Annotated in this window: 3 protein-coding genes; all 3 read right to left on the reverse strand. The window is 34.5% G+C overall.

The features are described 5' to 3' along the window. Positions 1-49 precede the first annotated feature (49 nt). The 3 genes from Q0845_RS05795 to Q0845_RS05805 all read right to left on the reverse strand — a co-directional run bounded on the left by Q0845_RS05795 (position 50) and on the right by Q0845_RS05805 (position 22081). On the reverse strand, positions 50-12388 hold the full coding sequence (locus tag Q0845_RS05795; protein ID WP_298510513.1) for a non-ribosomal peptide synthetase: 12339 nt from the start codon (positions 12386-12388) through the stop codon (positions 50-52). A 118-nt stretch (positions 12389-12506) separates the two neighbouring features. Continuing rightward, positions 12507-14891, reverse strand: a complete 2385-nt coding sequence (locus tag Q0845_RS05800; RefSeq protein ID WP_298510515.1) for an ABC transporter permease — start codon at positions 14889-14891, stop codon at positions 12507-12509. A gap of 116 nt (positions 14892-15007) precedes the next feature. Beyond that, positions 15008-22081, reverse strand: a complete 7074-nt coding sequence (locus tag Q0845_RS05805; RefSeq protein ID WP_298510518.1) for a non-ribosomal peptide synthetase — start codon at positions 22079-22081, stop codon at positions 15008-15010. Between the last annotated feature and the right edge of the window lie 26 nt (positions 22082-22107).

Consider the following 22107-nt stretch of genomic DNA (forward strand, 5'->3'; position numbering starts at 1 on the left):
GTTCATATTAATTATTTGATGATTTTTAACATCTTGATTCTAAAGAAAATCATAGAATAAGTTCTTCATATTCTCCCTCATTTATTTCGTCTTCATTACTCCAAATAACTCTCTTAACATGAGTTGCCAATCCTTCTATTGTAGGATTTTCAAACAACTCTCTAAGTTCTATAGTTACATGTAGTCTTTTTAATATTTTTGAAACCACTTGGGTTGCTTTTAATGAGTGTCCTCCTATGTCAAAAAAGTTGTCCATAACTCCTATCTGTTGCTTGCCTAATACTTCTTGCCAAATAGAAACTAATGCTGCCTCTACTTCATTTCGTGCCGCCACATAAGTATCTGCATTACTTTGTAATTCTTCCGTGTAGCCTAATAAGGTTTTACGATCTAATTTACCATTGGAAGTAAGTGGCATTGTGTCTAACAATACATAACTTGACGGTAACATATAATTTGGTAAGCGATCGCCTAGTTTTTGTTTTAATATGTCTAATTCCACTGCTTCCGATAGAACTAAATACGCACATAAGTATTTGCGTCCTTCATTATCTTCCTTATCTAAGACAACGGCTTCTTTTACACCTTCCAATCCTACAAAGTGATTTTCTATATCGCCCAACTCTATACGATGTCCGCGTATCTTTACTTGATGATCTTTTCTTCCTAGAAAGTCTAAATCACCATTGGGTAAGTAGCGACCTAAATCGCCCGTGCGATACATGCGAACGCCTTTTCTAAAAGGATCTTCTATGAATACCTTTGAGGTGCGTTCTGCATCATTCAAATAACCACGACCAACTCCCAATCCTGATACTACAATTTCTCCAGTAACTCCTATGGGACATACATTGAATGATTCGTCAACAATATGAATATGGAAGTTTTGTACCGTCTTTCCTATTGGAACACGTTCCAATTCTGGTGCTTTATCCAACACATGATGGGTAATATCATCTGAAGCCTCTGTAGGTCCGTAGGCATTCACCATTGGTATGTCTGAAAATAACGAAAACCATCTTCTTGCCAATACCGGTTTTAAAGTCTCTCCCGTGACCATTAAGTATTTTAGTGCCGGAAAGAATGCTTCCGTATCACCTTCTTCTATCGTATCTAATAAAAGTGATAGATAGGAAGGAACAACTTCTAGGATGCTGATTGTATCTGATTTGACTTGTGCCATAAAAGCCGTTGGCTTTAGCACTAAGTCTTGAGAATAAATGACCGTACTTCCTCCTACTAATAGTCCTGAAAACATTTGCCATACTGAGATATCAAATATTGGAGGTGCATTGAAGGAAACTATACTTTCTTGAGTGAGTTCTAAAACATCTACTTTAGAATACAAATGATTTAACATTCCAATATGTTCTACCATAGCGCCTTTAGGTTTGCCCGTTGAGCCTGAGGTATAAATTACATATGCTAAATCCGAAGGTTCAAAAGCTAAAGAAACTGCTGCTGTGGAATGATTTGAGATGTTGGTTGCTTCTTTGTCCAAATGCAAGAAATCACAGAGATCTGTCAATCCTGATGTGAAGCCACTTAGACTTACCATCAAGGAAGATTTTGAAGAGGCAACGATTTCTTGGATGCGTGATATTGGAAAGTTAGGATCTAACGGAATGTACGCTGCGCCACATTTCCAAATAGCCAATATCGTTTCCATTAAATCTAATGATCGATCTAACAATACTAATACAATACTACCTTTGCCGATTTGGTGTTCCGTTTGTAAATAATGTGCTAGTTGATTGGTGCGTGACCATAAATCATCATAGCTTACAGAAATATCGCCGCTGACAGCTGCCGTTTTTAATGGTGACTCTTGTCTTATTTTGTCTAAATGATCTAGATAACTTAATGATTCTGGTAAAGCTACTTCTGTAGCATTGAAACCTGCTAAAGTTGCTTTCTCTTTTTCGGAGAGGATTTCTAGACTTTTTATTTCTGAATTAGGCTTCGCTAAAACCGTATTCATGATTTGTTCAAAATGACTGCTGATGCTTGTGATGAGTTCTTCTTCATAAACATTTCCGTTAAATATGAATCTCACCTCCATTTGATCACCAGACAACACCGTTATTTCCAAATCATAATCTGTATGTTCAAAAACTTCAACAGCTTCTACATCGAATTTATCCGTAGCATCTTTGTTAATTTCTCCAATTAAATCATTGATTTCATCTGAAGCAGGATAATTATCAAAAACCATCAAATGGTCAAACAGGTTTTGTTTTAAATTGCTTTTAGATTGTACTTCTGCAAGTTGACAATATTGATGCGGTTCTCTTTCATTTGCTGATGTTTTAATTTCTTTCAACAATTGCGTAAATGTTGAGTCTTTAGAAAATTTCACTCGCAAAGGAATCGTGTTTACAAACAGTCCAACCATCGATTCTACATCCACAACTTCAGCAGGACGTCCAGAAACTACCAGTCCAAAAATAACATCGTTCGTATTGTTGTATTTTCCTAATAGAATTCCCCAAATAGCTTGAATACATGTGCTCATTGTCACTTCATTCTTGCTTGCTATTTCATTAAGTGTGTTCTTTTGGTATTCATTGAGTTTAAAGCTAACTTCATTTCTCTGAAAAACAGGCGCATTATCTGTGTTTTTGTTAAACTTTGATATTGTCACCAATTCTTCGTACCCTTCTAAATAGTTTTCCCAAAATGATAATGATGTTTTTATATTTAATTCCTGCAACCATTGTATGTAAGTGCTATAAGGTCTTAGCTTCGGTAATTTAGGTGATTTCCCTTGTAATAAGTTGTAATAAATTTGAAGGAATTCATTGTTTAAGATTCCAACGCACCATCCGTCCATCACTATATGATGGAAACTCCATATGAGTTGAAATGTATTGTTGTCTTCTTTTATCACAGCAATTCTAACTAGTTTGTCTTTGCTTACGTTAAAAGTATTTAGCTTGTCTTGTTCTTTGAATAATGCTATGAAAGATTCTTTTTCACTGCTTGCTTTTAAGTGTGATATATCTTCATAACTAAATTTTACTTTTTGTTTTTTTAATGTGATTTGTAAAGGATCTTCAACAAGATCGTGAATGTATACTGATCGTAATACTTCATGTCTTTTTAATAACTCGTTAAAAGCTTCTTCTACCAAAGAAATTTTTAATGTTCCTTTTAATTGATAGGCAATTTGATAGAAATAAGCTGAAGAATTATTGTCATATAAAGTATGGAATAACATACCTTCTTGTAATGGAGATAGTAAATTAATATCCTCTACTTCAAAATCTTCTCTTAAGCTGTTTAAGTTATCATTTGATAAACCTCGATAACTATAATCACTAGGTGTTAGTGTGGTTGAATTCAGCTTTGAACATTGTGCTATTAATGCCTCCAAGTTTTCCTTGTATCTCAACACTAAGTTTTCTATGGTTGTTGCCATAAAGTGTGTTGTGTTGTAAGTCATTCCTATATGTAACTTACCGTCAACAATCATACTATTGATCAATAATTCATTGTCATTCTGATTCGTCGAAGCACTCAACATCCCGATTGATTCACTTGAGACTCTGAATGATTTCCCTGATAAGTCATTATCAAAATCTCCCAAGTAGTTAAATCCTATCTGTGGTCGTACACGATCTACCAACTTGTCATCTCCTACATAAGCCAATAATCCATATCCGATTCCCTTGTTTGGTATCTTTCGTAAATGTTCCTTGGTCCAAATCAAGGTATCCAATAAGTCTTCTTCATTAGAGACTTTAAGTAGTACAGGAAATTCACTCGTAAACCAACCAATCGTTCGGTTGATATCAATATCTCCTAGCTCCTCACGTCCATGTCCTTCTAAACTAATCAGCATCTCTTCCTTGCCCCATAACTCATGAATACTCCTTCCTAAAGCCGTTAGTAAAAAGTCATTAATCTCTGTATTGTATGCCGTATGGGCTTGTTCTTGTAATAAGGTAGTGTCCGATACATTGAGTGTTGCTCTAAATGTTTCGGTGTCTTGTATCTGATTGTCTGTTCCGTTTAAGTCTCTTGGAATGGTTGTAGTGCCTGCCGATGAGAGAATCGATTGCCAATATGTAGCTTCCGATTGGATGGCTTCACTATTGGATTGTTCTTGCATATGAACAGACCAATCTTTAAAAGATAAGGTCTTATCCGATAACTTCAATCTTGTCGCTCCTTGTTTGCTTTGTGTGTATAAATCTTCTAAGTCTTCCAACAAGATACGCCATGAAATACCATCCATAATCAAGTGATGTACCACCATCAATAGTTTGCTACCTTGATCCGTATGATATAAGTTTAGTTTCATCAGTGGACCTGTCTCTAATCGTAAGCTCGATTGTAACTCTGCCGCTTTATTTGACAATATCGAAGACCAAGCGATGACTCCTCGAAGATCATATGTTTCTAACCATAAAGGATGATCTAAGTCTTTGTTCTCTTGTAACCATTTGCCTGTTTCTTTGCTAAACACCATACGAAGTGCATCGTGATGGGTTTGAAGTGTCGTGAATATTGCTTTGATCGTTTCTGGTGTTACAACCTGCTCAAAATCTAATAACATCGATTGGTTATAATGCCAAGGTGAGTCGTGTCCTGATTCGAAAAACCATTCTTGAATCGCATTTAAAGGCACCATACCACTAATCACAGATTGGTCTACAGAGCGTTCTGATTTCTTAACATGTATCGCCAATTCTGATAACACTAGGTAGCGCATAATGTTCTGCACACTTAATCGATAACCAGCCTTGCCCATTCTTGAAGCTACCTGTACTGCTTTGATCGAATCGCCTCCAACGGCAAAGAAGTTGTCCATCACTCCTATCTGTTGCTTGCCCAATACTTCTTGCCAAATAGAAACTAATGCTGCTTCTACTTCATTTCGTGCCGCTACATAAGTATCTGCATTACTATGTAATTCTTCCGTGTAGCCTAATAAGGTTTTACGATCTAGCTTTCCGTTGGAAGTAAGTGGCATCGTATCTAACAATACATAACTTGACGGTAACATATAACTTGGTAAACGATCGCCTAGTTTTTGTTTTAAAATATCTAATTCTACATCTTCTGATAGAACTAGATATGCACATAAGTATTTGCGTCCTTCATTATCTTCCTTGTCTAACACTACGGCTTCTTTTACACCTTCCAATCCTACAAAGTGATTTTCTATATCACCCAATTCTATTCGATGTCCGCGTATCTTTACCTGATGATCCTTTCTCCCTAAGAAGTCTAAATCACCATTGGGTAAGTAGCGACCTAAATCGCCCGTGCGATACATACGAACGCCTTTTCTAAAAGGATCTTCTATAAATACTGCATCCGTGCGTTCTGCATCATTCAAATAACCGCGACCAACTCCCAATCCTGATACTACAATTTCTCCAGTAACTCCTATGGGACATACATTGAATGATTCATCAACAATATGAATATGGAAGTTTTGTACCGTCTTTCCTATTGGAACACGTTCCATCTCTGGTGCTTTATCTAACACATGATGGGTAATATCATCGGAAGCCTCTGTCGGTCCGTAAGCATTCACCATTGGTATGTCTGAAAATAACGAAAACCATCTTCTTGCCAATACGGGTTTTAAAGTCTCTCCCGTGACCATTAAATATTTTAGTGCAGGGAAGAATGCTTCGGTATCACCTTCTTCTATGGTGTCTAATAAAAGTGATAAATAGGAAGGAACAACTTCTAGAATACTGATTGTATCTGATTTCACTTGTGCCATAAAAGCTGTTGGCTTTAGTACTAAGTCTTGAGAATAGATGACTGTACTTCCTCCGACTAATAGTCCTGAAAACATTTGCCATACTGAGATATCAAATATTGGAGGTGCATTGAAGGAAACTATACTTTCTTGAGTGAGTTCTAAAACATCCACTTTAGAGTACAAGTGATTTAACATTCCAATATGTTCTACCATGGCTCCTTTAGGTTTGCCCGTTGAGCCTGAGGTATAAATTACATAGGCTAAATCCGAAGGTTCAAAAGCTAAAGAAACTGCCGATTTGGAATGATTTGAGATGTTGGTTGCTTCTTTATCCAAATGCAAGAAATCACAGAGATCTGTCAATCCTGATGTGAAGCCACTGAGACTCACCATCAAGGAGGATTTTGAAGAGGCAACGATTTCTTGGATGCGTGATATTGGAAAGTTAGGATCTAACGGAATGTACGCTGCGCCACATTTCCAGATGGCCAATATCGTTTCCATGAGTTCTAACGAGCGATCTAACAGCACTAATACAATACTGCCTTTACCGATTTGGTGTTCCGTTTGTAAATAATGTGCTAGTTGATTGGTGCGTGACCATAAATCATCATAACTTACAGAAATATCGCCGCTAATAACTGCCGTTTTTAATGGTGACTCTTGTCTTATTTTGTCTAAATGATCTAGATAACTTAATGATTCAGGTAAAGCTACTTCCGTAGCATTGAAATTTGCTAACGTTGCTTTCTCTTTTTCGGAAAGAATTTCTAGACTTTTTATTTCTGAATTAGGATTCGCTAAAACCGTATTCATGATTTGTTCAAAATGACTGCTGATGCTTGTGATGAATTCACTGCTGTATATGTTTTCATTGAATATGAACTCTAGTACGAGTTGTTTCCCTGGTAAAACATTTATTTCAAAGTCATAACTTGTATGATCGTAGACACTAACTTCCGGGATTTCAATATTTAATTTCCCTTCATCTTTGTCCATCATTTCAATCATTTCTTCAATTTGTTCTGATTGAGGAAAGTTTTCAAATATGAGAAGATGATCCAGTATTGGCTGACCAGCTCTCGTTAAGTTTTGTATATCGGCAAGTTGACAATATGAATGTGATTGATTTTCAACACTTTCTTTGTGTACTTCGGCTACTAAGTCAATGAATTTCTGATCGTCATTAAATTTAATCCTTACAGGAATTGTGTTTATAAATAGTCCGATCATCGATTCTATTCCATGTATTTCCGAAGGTCGTCCTGAAACTACACCTCCAAATACGACATCTTTTCTACCATTGTATTTTCCTAGTAATATTCCCCAAACAGTTTGAATTATACTGTTTAAAGTTACTTTACACGTAGCAGCAAGCTTTCTAATATTATCGGTTTGTTCTACATCAATCTTTAAATCAATTTGCTTGTACTTATAACCTTCTTTATTGCCAGTCGCTATTTTAGGAAGTGATACAATTCCTTCATAGTCTTGAAGCGTTTGTTTCCAGTATTGTCTTGATCCTTCTAAATCCTTTTTTTCTAACCAATGTAAGTACTCTGAATATGGTGTAACTCTTTCAAGTTGTATTGGTTTGTTGTTTAGTAATAGATTGTAAATTTGATAAAATTCTGTGTTTAAGATTCCTACACACCAACCGTCCATTAGTATGTGATGGTAACTCCAAACGAGTTCAAATGTATTGTCTTCTAGTTTTATTACACCGATACGCATCAAGACATCTTTTGTAAGATGGAATGAACGTATTTTATCTTTTTCTTTAAAGGCTTCTACAAATTCTTCTTTTTCTTTATCTGAAGTTAAACCGCTGATGTCTTCAAATGTAAAATCAACTTTTGCATTTTTTCTAACAACTTGATATGGTTTATTTACATTTTCATAGCAGAAAGAGTTTCTTAATACGTGATGTCTTTTAAAGAGTTCGTTGAAACTTTTTTCTACAATTTCAGCATCTAAATGTCCAAGTATTCTGTATGAAGATTGATAGAAGTATGCTGAAGAAGTACTGTCATAAAGCGCATTGAAAAGCATTCCTTCTTGCATTGGAGATAATGAATATATATCATCTACTTCTACAGTATTGGTAAGTGTCTCCAGTTCAGACATTGAAAGTCCTTTATAACTAAAGTCTCCCGGCGTTCGTATAGAATCTTGTTGCTGTGTACAGTGCGTTATAATTGTATGTAGTGCATTTTTATATTTTTCAGAGAATGCAGTAATTGTATTTTCTTTGAAGTGGTTTTTATTGTAAGCAATTGTAATTTCTAAACTCCCTTCAGATATAATTCCAGAGACATCTATATCAAAACTTCTATTGTTATGAGGATCTGAAACTTTCCCGCCAGATTCTTCTGCGATGTTAAATAAACTGTTTACAATATCCTGATCAAATTGACCGAGATAGTTGAAGCTTATATTTGGTGTAAGATTGAAGTTAATACCTTCTTTATTCTTAGCATCCGTTACATGTTGTAATAATTGATATCCTATTCCTTTGTTTGGAATTTGTCGCAATACTTCTTTTACATTGATGATTGTATTTGGTAATTCTTCGTTTGAATTTACATTGAATATCACTGGATATACACTTGTAAACCAACCTACTGTACGACTTATATCTAATTCTTTTCCTATGTCTTGACGTCCGTGTCCTTCTAGCGAAATTAAAACTTGATCAAGATTCCAAACCGTATTCACGCCAAGTGTTAATCCTGCCAATAAGATATCGTTAATTTCTGTATTGTACGCGCTGTTTGTTTTAGTAAGTAATTGCGTGGTTTGTTCTTTTCCTAATTTGAAGGATGCTACCGCTACGTCTTTTACAAAGTTTTCATTGACTTTAAAGTCTTTTGGAATTGAAAATACTTTTTCGTGTTGATCTTTTTTCCAATATTCTTTTTCTCTAAGTAATATTGAACTATTCGCGTATTCTTTTAGGTTTTCACTCCAATTTTTAAAAGACAATGTCTTTTCTGGCAAGTTAAACTTTTGCTTGTCTTGATATTGTTGTAAAAGTGTTCCAAAATCTTCAAAAATAATTCTCCAAGAAACACCATCTACCGAAAGATGATGAATTGCTATGAGCAAACGATTTCCATCTTTTAGTTTGAATAAAGCCGATTTCATCATTGGACCATTTTCCAAATCTATTCCAGCTTGTAACTTGGTTGCTTTCTCTTCAAGTATTTCTACTGCATTTTCTTCATTTGTAAGATCAAATACAGAGAAAGATATTGGATATTCAAGTCCGTGGTTTTCTTGAAGTATTTGGTCAGCATCTTTCCTAAACGTCATTCTTAAAGCATCATGATGATTTTGAAGTAATGACAATATTGTTTTTATATCATTTTCTGGCACTTCTACTTTTAGGTGTAGCATTACCGACTGATTGAAATGATTGTGATTTACGTGAGGAATTGAGAAAAAGGCTTTTTGAATAGGTGTGAGTCCTACGTTTCCTTTTACAGGCGATTGATCAATGAGTTTATCAATAGATCTTACACGCAATGCTAATTCCTCTAAAACAGGATATTGCATGATATCTTTTACATAAATACGATAGCCTACTTTACTAACTCTTGCGGTAACTTGAATTGCTTTGATAGAGTCGCCACCTAAGGTAAAGAAATTGTCTTTTGCACCAACTTTTTGAGTTCCTATTACGTCTCCCCAAATTTTTGCGACTATTTTTTCTACTTCAGTTCTAGGCGCAACATATTCTGATAAATCTTGAAGTTTGGCTTCATCAACTTTTGGCAGTGCTCTAGTGTCTAACTTCCCATTGGTTGTCAATAAAAATTTATCTAACTGTACAAAGAAGGAAGGAATCATGTAGTTTGGTAGCTTTTGACTCAGATAATCTCTAATACTAGATTCACTAAGATTGCTACCTTCTTTAGCCGTAAAATATGCTACTAAGTATTTTTCATAACTTTCACCTTCATTTAAGGTCACTACAGCTTTTTCTATTTCTGGTAGTTCTTCTAGTATCGTTATAATTTCATCACGCTCTATTCTGTAACCACGAAGTTTTATTTGAAAATCTATTCTTCCAATATATTCTATAATTCCTCCTGGCATTAACCTTCCAATATCTCCCGTTTTGTAGAGTCTTTCACCTTCTTTGAATGGATTTGTGATAAATTTTTCATTGGTTAATTCTTCATTGTTCAAATATCCTCTGGCAAGTCCGTCACCTCCAACAAGAATTTCTCCTATTCCACCAACAGGAACTAATGCCATTTGCTCATCAAAAACGTAAGCGGTACTGTTGGCTATTGGTTTTCCAATAGGAATACTGTGTTTATATATTTTATCAATTTGGTGACAGGTAGAAAATGTAGTGTTTTCGGTGGGACCATATCCATTGATTATACATAAAGATGGATTGGCTTTTTTTGCTTTGTTTATATGACTTGGTGAAAGTCGTTCTCCTCCTACTAGTAAATATTTTAAGTCACTGAACATTGTTGGAGAAATATCACACATTTCATTGAACAGAGATGATGACAACCATAAGATGTTAATTTTATCTTTTTTAAGATTATGTTCTAATTCGGAAGCTTCTAAGATGGTTTCTTTTTTATAGATATATATGCTTCCTCCATTCAGTAGCATTCCCCATATTTCAAATGTACTTACATCAAAAGATGTCGTGGCTGACGGGAGTAATCTATCTGTGTTTGATAGTTGAATAAAGTTTGTGTTGATTACAAGCCTTGATACACTGTAATGTTCTACTTGTACTCCTTTTGGCACTCCTGTAGAACCCGATGTATAAATTACATACGCCAAATCACGCGAAGTATTAATAATTTCGGGGTTATGCGTAGGATAATTTTTTATTTCTTCTAAAACTTCTTCAAGTTGTAAGCCTTTTATTTCTGATGGAATTTCTACATCATCTCCTATGATTAATGCTTTAAGTCCACTTTGCTCAACGATATATGAAATTCGTTGTGCTGGATATGATGGATCTATCGCAAGATACGCTCCTCCTGCTTTTATAATTCCTAAAATCAACAATAATGTTTTCTCCGATCGATTGGCAATAATTCCTACAATATCATCTGGACGAATAGAAAAATTTGTTCTTAGATAGTGTGCTATTTGGTTACTTTGCTCGTTTGCTTCTTGATATGAAAGTGTTTTTCCTTCACAAACCATTGCAGGAGCATGTGGATTTTTTGCAACCTGTTCTTCAAATATTTCTGAGATACATTTGTCTTTTGGATAGGTAGATTTTGTATCGTTGAATTCTGTAAGTATACTTTCTTTTTCTGAATCTGACAATACTACCAATTCGTCAATAGTAACAGTAGGCTGGCTGCATATTTGTTTTAAAAGATTTTCTATATGAACCGTAATATTGTTCACCAAATCTTCATTGTATACATTTTTATTGAAGAGGAATTTTATGATTAATTCTTCTCCAGGAAAAACAATTACATTAAAATTATAATTGGTTTGTTCGAAGGATTCTACTCCTGAAATTTCTAGTTTTAAACTGTTGTCTTCTTCAATATTAGTTTGATCGTTTAAGGAAGCAATTTGTTCTGAAACTGGATAACTTTCAAATACTAATATATGATCGAGCAGCGTATTGTCTAGTCCACTTATTTGTTGAATTTCAGCCAATTTACACATATGATGCGGCTCTGAGGAAATTGCTTCTTTTTGTGTCTTTTTTAGAAAATCTGTAAATGTCTGATTTTGGGTGTAACTTATCCTAACAGGTAAGGTGTTTATAAATAACCCAACCATAGATTCAATTCCTGCAATCTCGGCAGGTCTACCAGAAACTACCGATCCAAATACAATATCTTTGGTATTGTTATATTTTCCTAAAAGAATTCCCCAAAGTGATTGAATGACCGTGTTTAATGTTACTAAATTTTCCTTTGCATATGTTTTTAAGTTATGCGTAAGGGTTTTGTCTATTTTCAGGTCAATTTCTCCAGCGTTATACTCTTTTTCATCCGTATCAATTACACTTTTCGGAATTGAAGCACCAGCGTCATAGTTTACTAAATAGTTTTTCCAGAAAGCATAGGATTTTTTTAGATCTTGCTTTTCCAACCACTTAATGTATGCTCCATAAGGTTGGACATGGGACATTTTTATGGGTTGTTTTGACTGAAAACTATTGTAAATTTTATAAAATTCTTCTATTAAAACGCCTCTACTCCATCCGTCCATGATGATATGATGAAACGTCCAAATAAGGTAGTATTCAGTATCTGTTGCTTTAAGTACAGCTATACGCATTAAAACATCTCTGTTTAAATCGAAACCTCTGGATTTGTCTCGCGCTTTAAAATCTTCAATGAATGCTTTTTGATCTTCCGAATCTTTGATGCTTCTGATGTCTTCAAAACGAAATTCAATTTTTCGTTCTTTCAAAATTGCTTGAAGCGGCACATTGGTTTTATCATATTTAAAGACAGTTCTTAAGATATCATGTCGTCGCAAGAGTTCGTTAAAACTTTTTTCAATAAACGCTACATTTACTCCGCCTCCAAGTTGATATGTTGATTGTTCAACATAGGCAGAAGAAGTTTTGTCCATTAACGAGTGAAATAAAATGCCTTCCTGTAAAGGAGCCAATTTATAGATGTCTTTTATATTTTTTACGTTTAACATACGTTAATACTTAATATTAATAATCATTATTTTGATACGATTTTCTTCGTGTAGACTTTCAATAAGCCACACAATTCTAGAAGCAAATTGTTATATAATTTGATGTTAAGAAGAAAACCTATTCATATTTTAAAGATTCAATAGGGTTTGTATATGCTGCTTTTAAAACATGGTAACTCATTACGATAAAAGCTATTAAAAGAATTATGATCGAAGAAATTATGATCCACCACCATTGAATTGTAATGCGTGCTGCAAAACCTTCGAGCCAATTACCTAAACCATAATATACTAAAGGAGTGATGATGAGTGTAGCGATGAATACAAGTATAACTGTATCTCTTAAAAAGAAATATAAGATTGTTGATACTTTGGCTCCAAGTACTTTTCTAATTGCTATTTCTTTTGTGCGTTGTTGCGCTGCAAATACCGTTAATCCTAATAAACCAAGACTCGATATTATAATTGCCAAAAGCGTAAATAGACTAAAGAGCGTTATCATTTGTTTACTTTCCTTGTATTGTTGATTGTAGAAATCGTCTAGGAAATAAAACTCAAATGGTGAATCTGGAAAAAAGACATTCCATTTATTTTCCATGTATGCTAACGTTTCTTCTACATTATTAGTGGCTACTTTGGCAGAAAGAAATTTTGGTGTAAAGTTAGATTCTGAAAGGCATATAAATGCAATTGGATCTGGTGCAGACTTTGCTGTGTGTTGGTAATAGTTTTTTGAAATTGCAGCAATTTCAAATGCTCTTCCTGCAAATGTTAGTGTCTCTTTGTTATTGTATATACTTCCAATTTCAAGCAATCCTGCCAAAGCTTCATTAAGCATTATTCCTGTTCTTCCTTCACCTTCAAAGAAATCAGCTCCTTCTATCACATCCATTTCATATACTTCCGGATAATCTGAATCAATCAACATTACTTGTGCTGTAATTGTGGCATCTGAATTACTTTTCTTGAAGTTATCAGACACAAAATTATATTCTTCTCCAGGCACTAAAGAGGATGCTGTAACATTTTTAATACCGCTGTAGTTACGTATTTCATTTTTTAGTTCAATGAGTCCTTTTCTGTATCCTTTTCCAGACATGGGAACTTTCAGTACAATCATTTGGTCAATGTTCATTCCTATGTCCATATTTTCCATATAACTCATCTGTTTATACATTGTGTAAGATCCTACAATAAGGAATCCTGAAAAAACAAATTGAACGATGGTGAGTCCTTTTCTTAAGAGTCTTCCTTTTACACTGCTTTTCACTTTTCCTGAAACAGCTGCTACTGGAGTAACAGACGATAGAATAATGGAAGGATAAATTGAAGAAATTATAGCTCCTACTATAATTACAGCTAAAGCAACAATCCAAAAGAATGCACTTCCCCATACATTATCTGGTAGGTAAATCCCGATTTTTTCTGTGATTAATGAGCTTCCAATGTATGCTAGCACAAGTGCGATTAAAAGAGCTATAAAGTTGATCAGTATAAATTCGAACATAAATTGAAATACCAATTGTTTGCGTTTTGCTCCCATAATCATTCGAATACCAATTTCTTTTGCTCTGTTCATCATACTAGCCGTTGATAAACTGATATAATTAACCCAAGAAACAATGAGTATAAAAAATGCTAATAGAATTAAAATATTCACTTTCGTGTTGTCAACATTTACCGATGCTTCAAATTCTAAGTCAGAATGTAAATGAATATCTTTTACGGGTTGTATGAATACACTATTTTCACATCCTTGACCTTTGCAATATTTGCTATACATAGCGTTTATTCTAGTAGTTAAGGAAGTAACTTCTACTTTTGGTGCCAGTTGTACATACGTGTAAAAATCTGCATCTTCCCAACCTACATCATCATAATCGCCACCTGGAGCAAGTAATTTTTTTATAGGGAATAGAAAATCAAAATATAAGTGTGAGTTATTAGGAACATCGATTACTCCTTCAACTTTATAATTTTCATCTTCAAATTTAAAAATCTTACCTAAAGGATCTTCTCCTTTAAAATATTTGTCAGCTGCTTTTTTAGATATAACAACAGTGTTCGGCTGATTGAAGATAGTATTGGCATCTCCTTTTATTAATGGATAACTAAATATGGAAAAGAAAGAAGCATCTGTGTAATATATTTCTTTTTCGTTAAAAGATGTTTCTTCATATTTTATGATTCCTGAAGAGGAAATCAATCGTACATAATCTAGTACTTCTGAATTTTCACTTACAAGTGTTGGTCCTAATTTATGATAACTAACTGCGGAACGTATTCTGCTTCCATTTTCTTGATTAAACTCAATACCAACTCTACTAATATCCTCAAGATTTGTATTGAAATTATCATAACTGTATTGAAAACTTACATATTTTAAAATAAGTATACTCACGGCAATACTAACAGATAAGCCGAAGATATTTATAAAACTATGAAGTCTGTTTTTTGATAGGTTCCTTATTGCCGTTTTAAAATAACTCTTTATAAAATTCATACTCTATAATTTATTTTAATTGTGTTTTGTGTAATTCGTATTTGTTAAATGATATACTTACTTTTTTATGTTGTAGTATTCAAAATAAACTTGTCGTAATATTGATACTGTCAATATTATTCGAAGAAATTTTCTAATTCGTCTACCGATAATTCATTAAAACTATAATCACTAGGTGTTAGTGTGGTTGAATTCAGCTTTGAACATTGTGCTATTAATGCCTCCAAGTTTTCCTTGTATCTCAACACTAAGTTTTCTATGGTTGTTGCCATAAAGTGAGTTGTGTTGTAGGTCATTCCTATATGTAATTTACCGTCAACAATCATACTGTTGATCAATAACTCATTGTCATTCTGATTCGTTGAAGCACTCAACATCCCGATTGATTCACTTGAGACCCTAAATGACTTCCCTGATAAGTCATTATCAAAATCTCCCAAGTAGTTAAATCCTATCTGTGGTCGTACACGATCTACCAACTTGTCCTCTCCTACATAAGCCAATAATCCATATCCGATTCCCTTATTCGGTATCTTTCGCAAATGTTCCTTGGTCCAAATCAAGGTATCCAATAAGTCTTCCTCATTCGATACTTTAAGTAGTACAGGAAATTCACTCGTAAACCAACCAATCGTTCGATTGATATCAATATCTCCTAGCTCCTCACGTCCATGTCCTTCTAAACTAATCAGCATCTCTTCCTTGCCCCATAACTCATGAATACTCCTTCCTAAAGCTGTTAGTAAAAAGTCATTAATCTCTGTATTGTATGCCGTATGTGCTTGTTCTTGTAATAAGGTAGTGTCCGATACATTGAGTGTTGCTCTAAATGTTTCGGTGTCTTGTATCTGATTGTCTGTTCCGTTTAAGTCTCTTGGAATGGTTGTTGTTCCTGCCGATGAGAGAATCGATTGCCAATATGTAGCTTCCGATTGGATGGCTTCACTATTGGATTGTTCTTGCATATGAACAGACCAATCTTTAAAAGATAAGGTCTTATCCGATAACTTCAATCTTGTGACTCCTTGTTTGCTTTGCGTGTATAAATCCTCTAAGTCTTCCAATAAGATACGCCATGAAATACCATCCATAATCAAGTGATGTACCACCATCAATAGCTTGCTACCTTCATCGGTATGATATAAATTTAGTTTCATCAGTGGACCTGTCTCTAATCGCAGGCTCGATTGTAACTCTGCCGCTTTATTTGACAGTATTGAAGACCAAGCGATTACTCCTCGAAGATCATATGTTTCTAACCATAATGGATGATCTAAGCCTTTGTTCTCTTGTAACCATTTGCCTGTTTCTTCTCTGAACACCATACGAAGTGCATCGTGATGGGTTTGAAGTGTTGTGAATATTGCTTTGATCGTTTCTGGTGTTACAACCTGCTCAAAATCTAATAACATCGATTGGTTGTAATGCCAAGGTGAGTCGTGTCCTGATTCGAAAAACCATTCTTGAATCGCATTTAAAGGCACCATACCACTAATTACAGATTGATCTACAGAGCGTTCTGATTTCTTAACATGTATGGCCAGTTCTGATAATACAAGGTAGCGCATAATGTTCTGTACACTTAATCGATAACCAGCCTTGCCCATTCTTGAAGCGACCTGTACTGCTTTGATCGAATCGCCTCCAACGGCAAAGAAGTTATCCATCACTCCTATCTGTTGCTTGCCCAATACTTCTTGCCAAATAGAAACTAATGCTGCTTCTACTTCATTTCGTGCCGCTACATAAGTATCTGCATTACTCTGTAATTCTTCTGTGTAGCCTAATAAGGTTTTACGATCTAGCTTTCCATTGGAAGTAAGTGGCATTGTGTCTAACAATACATAACTTGACGGTAACATATAACTTGGTAAACGATCGCCTAGTTTTTGTTTCAATATATCTAATTCCACTGCTTCCGATAAAACTAAGTAAGCACATAAGTATTTGCGTCCTTCATTGTCTTCCTTGTCTAAGACAACGGCTTCTTTTACACCTTCCAATCCTACAAAGTGATTTTCTATATCACCTAACTCTATACGATGTCCGCGTATCTTTACTTGATGATCCTTTCTTCCTAGAAAGTCCAAATCACCATTGGGTAAGTAACGACCTAAATCGCCCGTGCGATACATGCGAACGCCTTTTCTAAAGGGATCTTCTATGAATACTGCATCCGTGCGTTCTGCATCATTCAAATAACCGCGACCAACTCCCAATCCTGATACTACAATTTCTCCAGTAACTCCTATGGGACATACATTGAATGATTCATCTACAATATGAATATGGAAGTTTTGTACCGTCTTTCCTATTGGAACACGTTCCAATTCTGGTGCTTTATCCAACACATGATGGGTAATATCATCGGAAGCTTCTGTCGGTCCGTAAGCATTCACCATCGGTATCTCTGAAAATAACGAAAACCATCTTCGTGCCAATACTGGTTTTAAAGTCTCTCCCGTGACCATTAAGTATTTTAGTGCCGGAAAGAATGCTTCCGTATCACCTTCTTCTATCGTATCTAATAAAAGTGATAGATAGGAAGGTACAACTTCTAGGATGCTAATTGTATCTGATTTCACTTGTGCCATAAAAGCTGTTGGCTTTAACACTAAGTCTTGAGAATAAATGACCGTACTTCCTCCGACTAATAAGCCAGAAAACATCTGCCATACTGAGATATCAAATATTGGAGGCGCATTAAAGGAAACTATACTTTCTTGAGTGAGTTCTAAAACATCCACTTTTGAGTACAAGTGATTTAACATTCCAATATGCTCTACCATGGCTCCTTTAGGTTTGCCCGTTGAGCCTGAGGTATAAATTACATAGGCTAAATCCGAAGGTTCAAAAGCTAAAGAAACTGCTGCTGTGGAATGATTTGAGATGTTGTTTGCTTCTTTGTCCAAATGCAAGAAATCACAGATATCTGTCAATCCTGAGGTAAATCCACTGAGACTTACCATTAAGGATGATTTTGAAGAGGCAACGATTTCTTGGATACGTGATATTGGAAAGTTCGGATCTAACGGAATGTACGCGGCGCCACATTTCCAGATAGCCAATATCGTTTCCATGAGTTCTAACGAGCGATCTAACAGCACTAATACAATACTGCCTTTACCGATTTGGTGTTCCGTTTGTAAATAATGTGCTAGTTGATTGGTGCGTGACCATAAATCATCATAACTTACAGAGACATCGCCGCTGACAACTGCCGTTTTCAGTGGTGACTCTTGTCTTATTTTGTCTAAATGATCTAGGTAACTTAATGATTCAGGTAAAGCTACTTCCGTTGCATTGAAACCTGCTAACGTTGCTTTCTCTTTTTCGGAGAGGATTTCTACTTCATTAATCTTTAAGTTTCTATTTTTTATGATCGATTCTAGACATGTTTTATAATTATCGAATAATTGTTGAATTCTCGATGCTTCAAAAATATCAGTATTGTATTCTATGTAAATATCTAATCCTTCTGCGGTTTCTAGAAAATCAAAACTCAAATCATATTTACTGTATGCACTTTTAAATCGATAGGTATCAATCGTAAGTCCATCCAACTCTTCATCAATCGTATCTTGAATGGCGTTTTGTAAAGTTACCATGACATCAAATAAAGGTGCATGTCCTTGTTTACGCTCTATTCCTAGTTCTCCAATTATTTTATCGAAAGGATATTCCTGATTGTCAAAAGCTTCTAAACTAGTGTCTTTTACTTTTGCTAATACTTCTTTGAATGTATCCTCTGCATCAAATATGGTTCTTAATGCAAGCGTATTGATGTAAAACCCAAGTTGATTTTCAAGATCAGGATGCTTTCTTCCGGCTGCAGCGGTACCAATAACGATATCGGTTTGACCTGTGTATTTGTAGAATACTGTTTTTAAGGAAGCAATTAAAACCATGAAGAAACTTACTTCTTCATTTTTGCTTAACTCCAATAAGTTTTCTTTAATTGTGGCATCTAGCGTAAAATCTAATACTGCACCATTGAAGGTTTGAAATTTTGGTCTGATGTAATCTGTCGGTAATTCTAATGGCGCTATTTTACCATTTAGTTTTTCCAACCAATACGTCTGTTGTTCTTTAAGACTGTTGTCTTTTAGTTGCTTGTTTTGCCATTCAGCATAGTCTTTATATTGAATTTTCAATGGATGTAAAGAAGGAGTTGTATCATTTTTATAGGCGTTGTATAAAACCAATAATTCCTTCATCATAATACTCATTGACCAAGCATCGGATATGATATGGTGTATAAAGAACAGTAATACGTGCTGATTTGTTTCTGTTTGTATTAAATTGACCTTTAGTAAAGGTCCTTTTTCCATATCGAAAGCTTCGTTTCCTGTATCGCTAAAAATTTTGTTTAGTTCTGAATCTTTATCGACACTATCGCTAAGATCTGTGTGATGTATATTAAAAGTAAACTCTGTAATTTCCTGTACTTTTTGCATTGGCTTTCCATCAACCATAATGATGGTAGATCGCAAAATTTCATGTCTTTTTATGAGTTCTTGAAATGCATTTTCTAGCGGTTCTTTTTCTAAGCCATTTATGGTGTACCCTACAGGCATTATGTAGGCTTTATTGCCTTCTTCTATTTGATCTAAAAGCCAAAGTCTATTTTGAGCATTAGATACTTCATAGTATTCTTTTTTCGTAGTTGGCTGTATTTTTGCATATACCGTTTTTTCAGATGTGCGTATTGTTTTTACTAGCAATGCAATTGTTGAATGTTCAAAAATATCCTTTAAAGTAAGCTCTACCTGAAACGTTTTGTATATGCGTGATAGCATTTGTGCTGCTAGCAATGAATGTCCTCCTAATTCGAAGAAACTGTCTTCAACTCCAAATTGATTGGTTCTTAACAGTGATTGCCAAATTTCGAAAAGTTCATTTTCCATCACGTCTCTAGGAGCGATGTATGTTTTTTCTTTTGAAATTTTATTGTTGTATTCTTCTTTGAGCGTTCTTCTGTTAATTTTTCCACTGGATGTCACTGGAAAACTATCTTTTACAATATATTTTGATGGAATCATGTATCCTGGCAGCAAATTGCTTAGGTAGGATCTTACTCCTTGCTCTTCAAAAGAAGCTGTCCCAATGATAAAAGCGATTAAGTAGTTTTCCTTTTGTTCATTTTCTTCGGAAATTACCGCTACGTCTTTTACAAATTTGTAGTTTAATATACTGTTTTCAATTTCACCGATTTCAACTCTGTTTCCCCATATTTTTACCTGATTGTCGGTTCTGCCAAAGTATTCAATGTTTCCATCAGGCAACCAACGACCATGATCGCCTGTGCGATATAGCTTTTCATTTTCTTTGAACGGGTTTTTTATGAATTTTTCTTTGGTGAGTTGTTCTTTGTTAAGATATCCGTTAGAAAGACTAATTCCTCCAATAAATATTTCACCTTTTGCTCCAATTGGTAATCGTTGTAAGTCAGTATTCAGAATGTATATTTCTGTATTACTTATAGGTTTTCCAATAGGAACATTATCAATATTATCGCTGCTTTTTAAGGTGTATGCCGTTGATGCGGCACATCCTTCAGAACAACCATATAAATTGATTACTTCAAAGTTTTGTGTACTTGATCTTTTATATTTAAACGCTTCACCACTTAGGATTAATGTTCTTAAAGTAGTAATGGTTTCCACATCAATTGAATTTGCAAAATGCAGATATACTGAAGGTACAAATTGTACGATTGATGTTTGTATGGCAGCTAACCATGCTCGTAATTCTTCTTGATTTAAAACAATATCATCATACGGTCTCAGATACACGGCACTATCACCAACGGTAATAGGAAATAATAATTCGATGATTGAATCCACAAAGTTTATCGTTGTTTTTTGTGGAAATACATCATTTGGTTGAAAGTTTACATATTCTTTAAACCATTGAAATTGATTGACCAAATTGACATACGATAAACACGCTCCTTTTGGTTTCCCTGTAGAACCTGATGTGTATATTACATAAGCTAGTGCTGTAGCTTGAATGTCGCGTTTAGGATTTGTTTTTTTGAAGTCTTGAATGTGTTTCCATTCTTTATCAATAAAACATACAGGCACATTTATATTTGAAGTCTTAACTTCATAAGAAGTATGCGCAATTAGTATTTTAATTGCGCTGTCTTCTATGATATATTCTGTTCTGTTGTTTGGTCCTGTAGGTGCTATTGGCAATACTACGCCGCCAGTTTTCATGACAGCAAGAATACTTACCAATAGTTCAACAGACGATTCTAAACATACTCCAACAATTGCACCTTTTTGAATGTTTTTTTCTTCAATAAGATACCAAGCTAGTTGATTTACCTTTTCATTTAATCCATGATAAGAAAGGTATCCGTCTCCATAAAACAAAGCTGCTTTATGAGGATTTTTCTCGGCTTGTGTTTCAAATAATTCAGGAATCGTTTTGCATTCAAAAGATTTTTCTGATGACAATTTCCCTAAGTCAATAACTGGTTCGGTATATAATTCTAAAGAATTTAATGTGTCATCTATATTGGAAAGCGTCTTAGAGAGTACCGTATGAAAAAATTGTATAAAGCTTTCAATATAGAGCGGATTAAAACCTGGTTTGTAGTTAAGAATTATAGTTCCTCCTTCACTTTTCCTAGAAAAAGAAATTGCTATATCACATTCTGAAAAGAATTCATTTTCTTTCTGAATTTCATCATCATAAAACCCTATTTGAAATAATAGATTTGGATTGTAATCTAATGTAGATTTTATTTTTTCTAATAGGTCTTTATTGTTAAAATTTTGATGCTTGTATGCTTGTATGACTCGTTCACGATTACAGTTTAATATTTCCTTTATTGTTTTGTTTTCATGATGTTCACATCTAAGAAAATTAAGCTTGTCTGAAGAAAATTTGTCTTCTTCCTTTAGAAGAAACTCAGGCGTAGCAATAGCAAATTTATTTTCTTGCGTAAATCTGCGAAGCGAAATATCAAGACAGGTAAGCATGTAAATATACCGTCCTACAGGAGATTTATTTGTCAATGCTTCTATGTTTGATACGATTTCTTCCGATAGCTCAAGATGTAATGTTTTTCTATCGTGAGTCCCTACTTCATTGAAACTAAATAGTTGCTTTAGATTCAAATCAGAAATAGTTTCTTTAAATTGTTCTCGCCAATATCTTTCTAAGATTAACTCTTTCATTATGATAACTTCCCTATAAAGATTTA

The sequence above is a fragment of the uncultured Kordia sp. genome (assembly GCF_947489565.1).
Classification (GTDB): domain Bacteria; phylum Bacteroidota; class Bacteroidia; order Flavobacteriales; family Flavobacteriaceae; genus Kordia.

Excerpts from the sequence above, each read along its gene's own strand:
- Q0845_RS05795 (WP_298510513.1), bottom strand. The coding sequence starts at position 12,388 with ATGTTAAACGTAAAAAATATAAAAGACATCTATAAATTGGCTCCTTTA.
- Q0845_RS05800 (WP_298510515.1), bottom strand. The coding sequence starts at position 14,891 with ATGAATTTTATAAAGAGTTATTTTAAAACGGCAATAAGGAACCTATCA.
- Q0845_RS05805 (WP_298510518.1), bottom strand. The coding sequence starts at position 22,081 with ATGAAAGAGTTAATCTTAGAAAGATATTGGCGAGAACAATTTAAAGAA.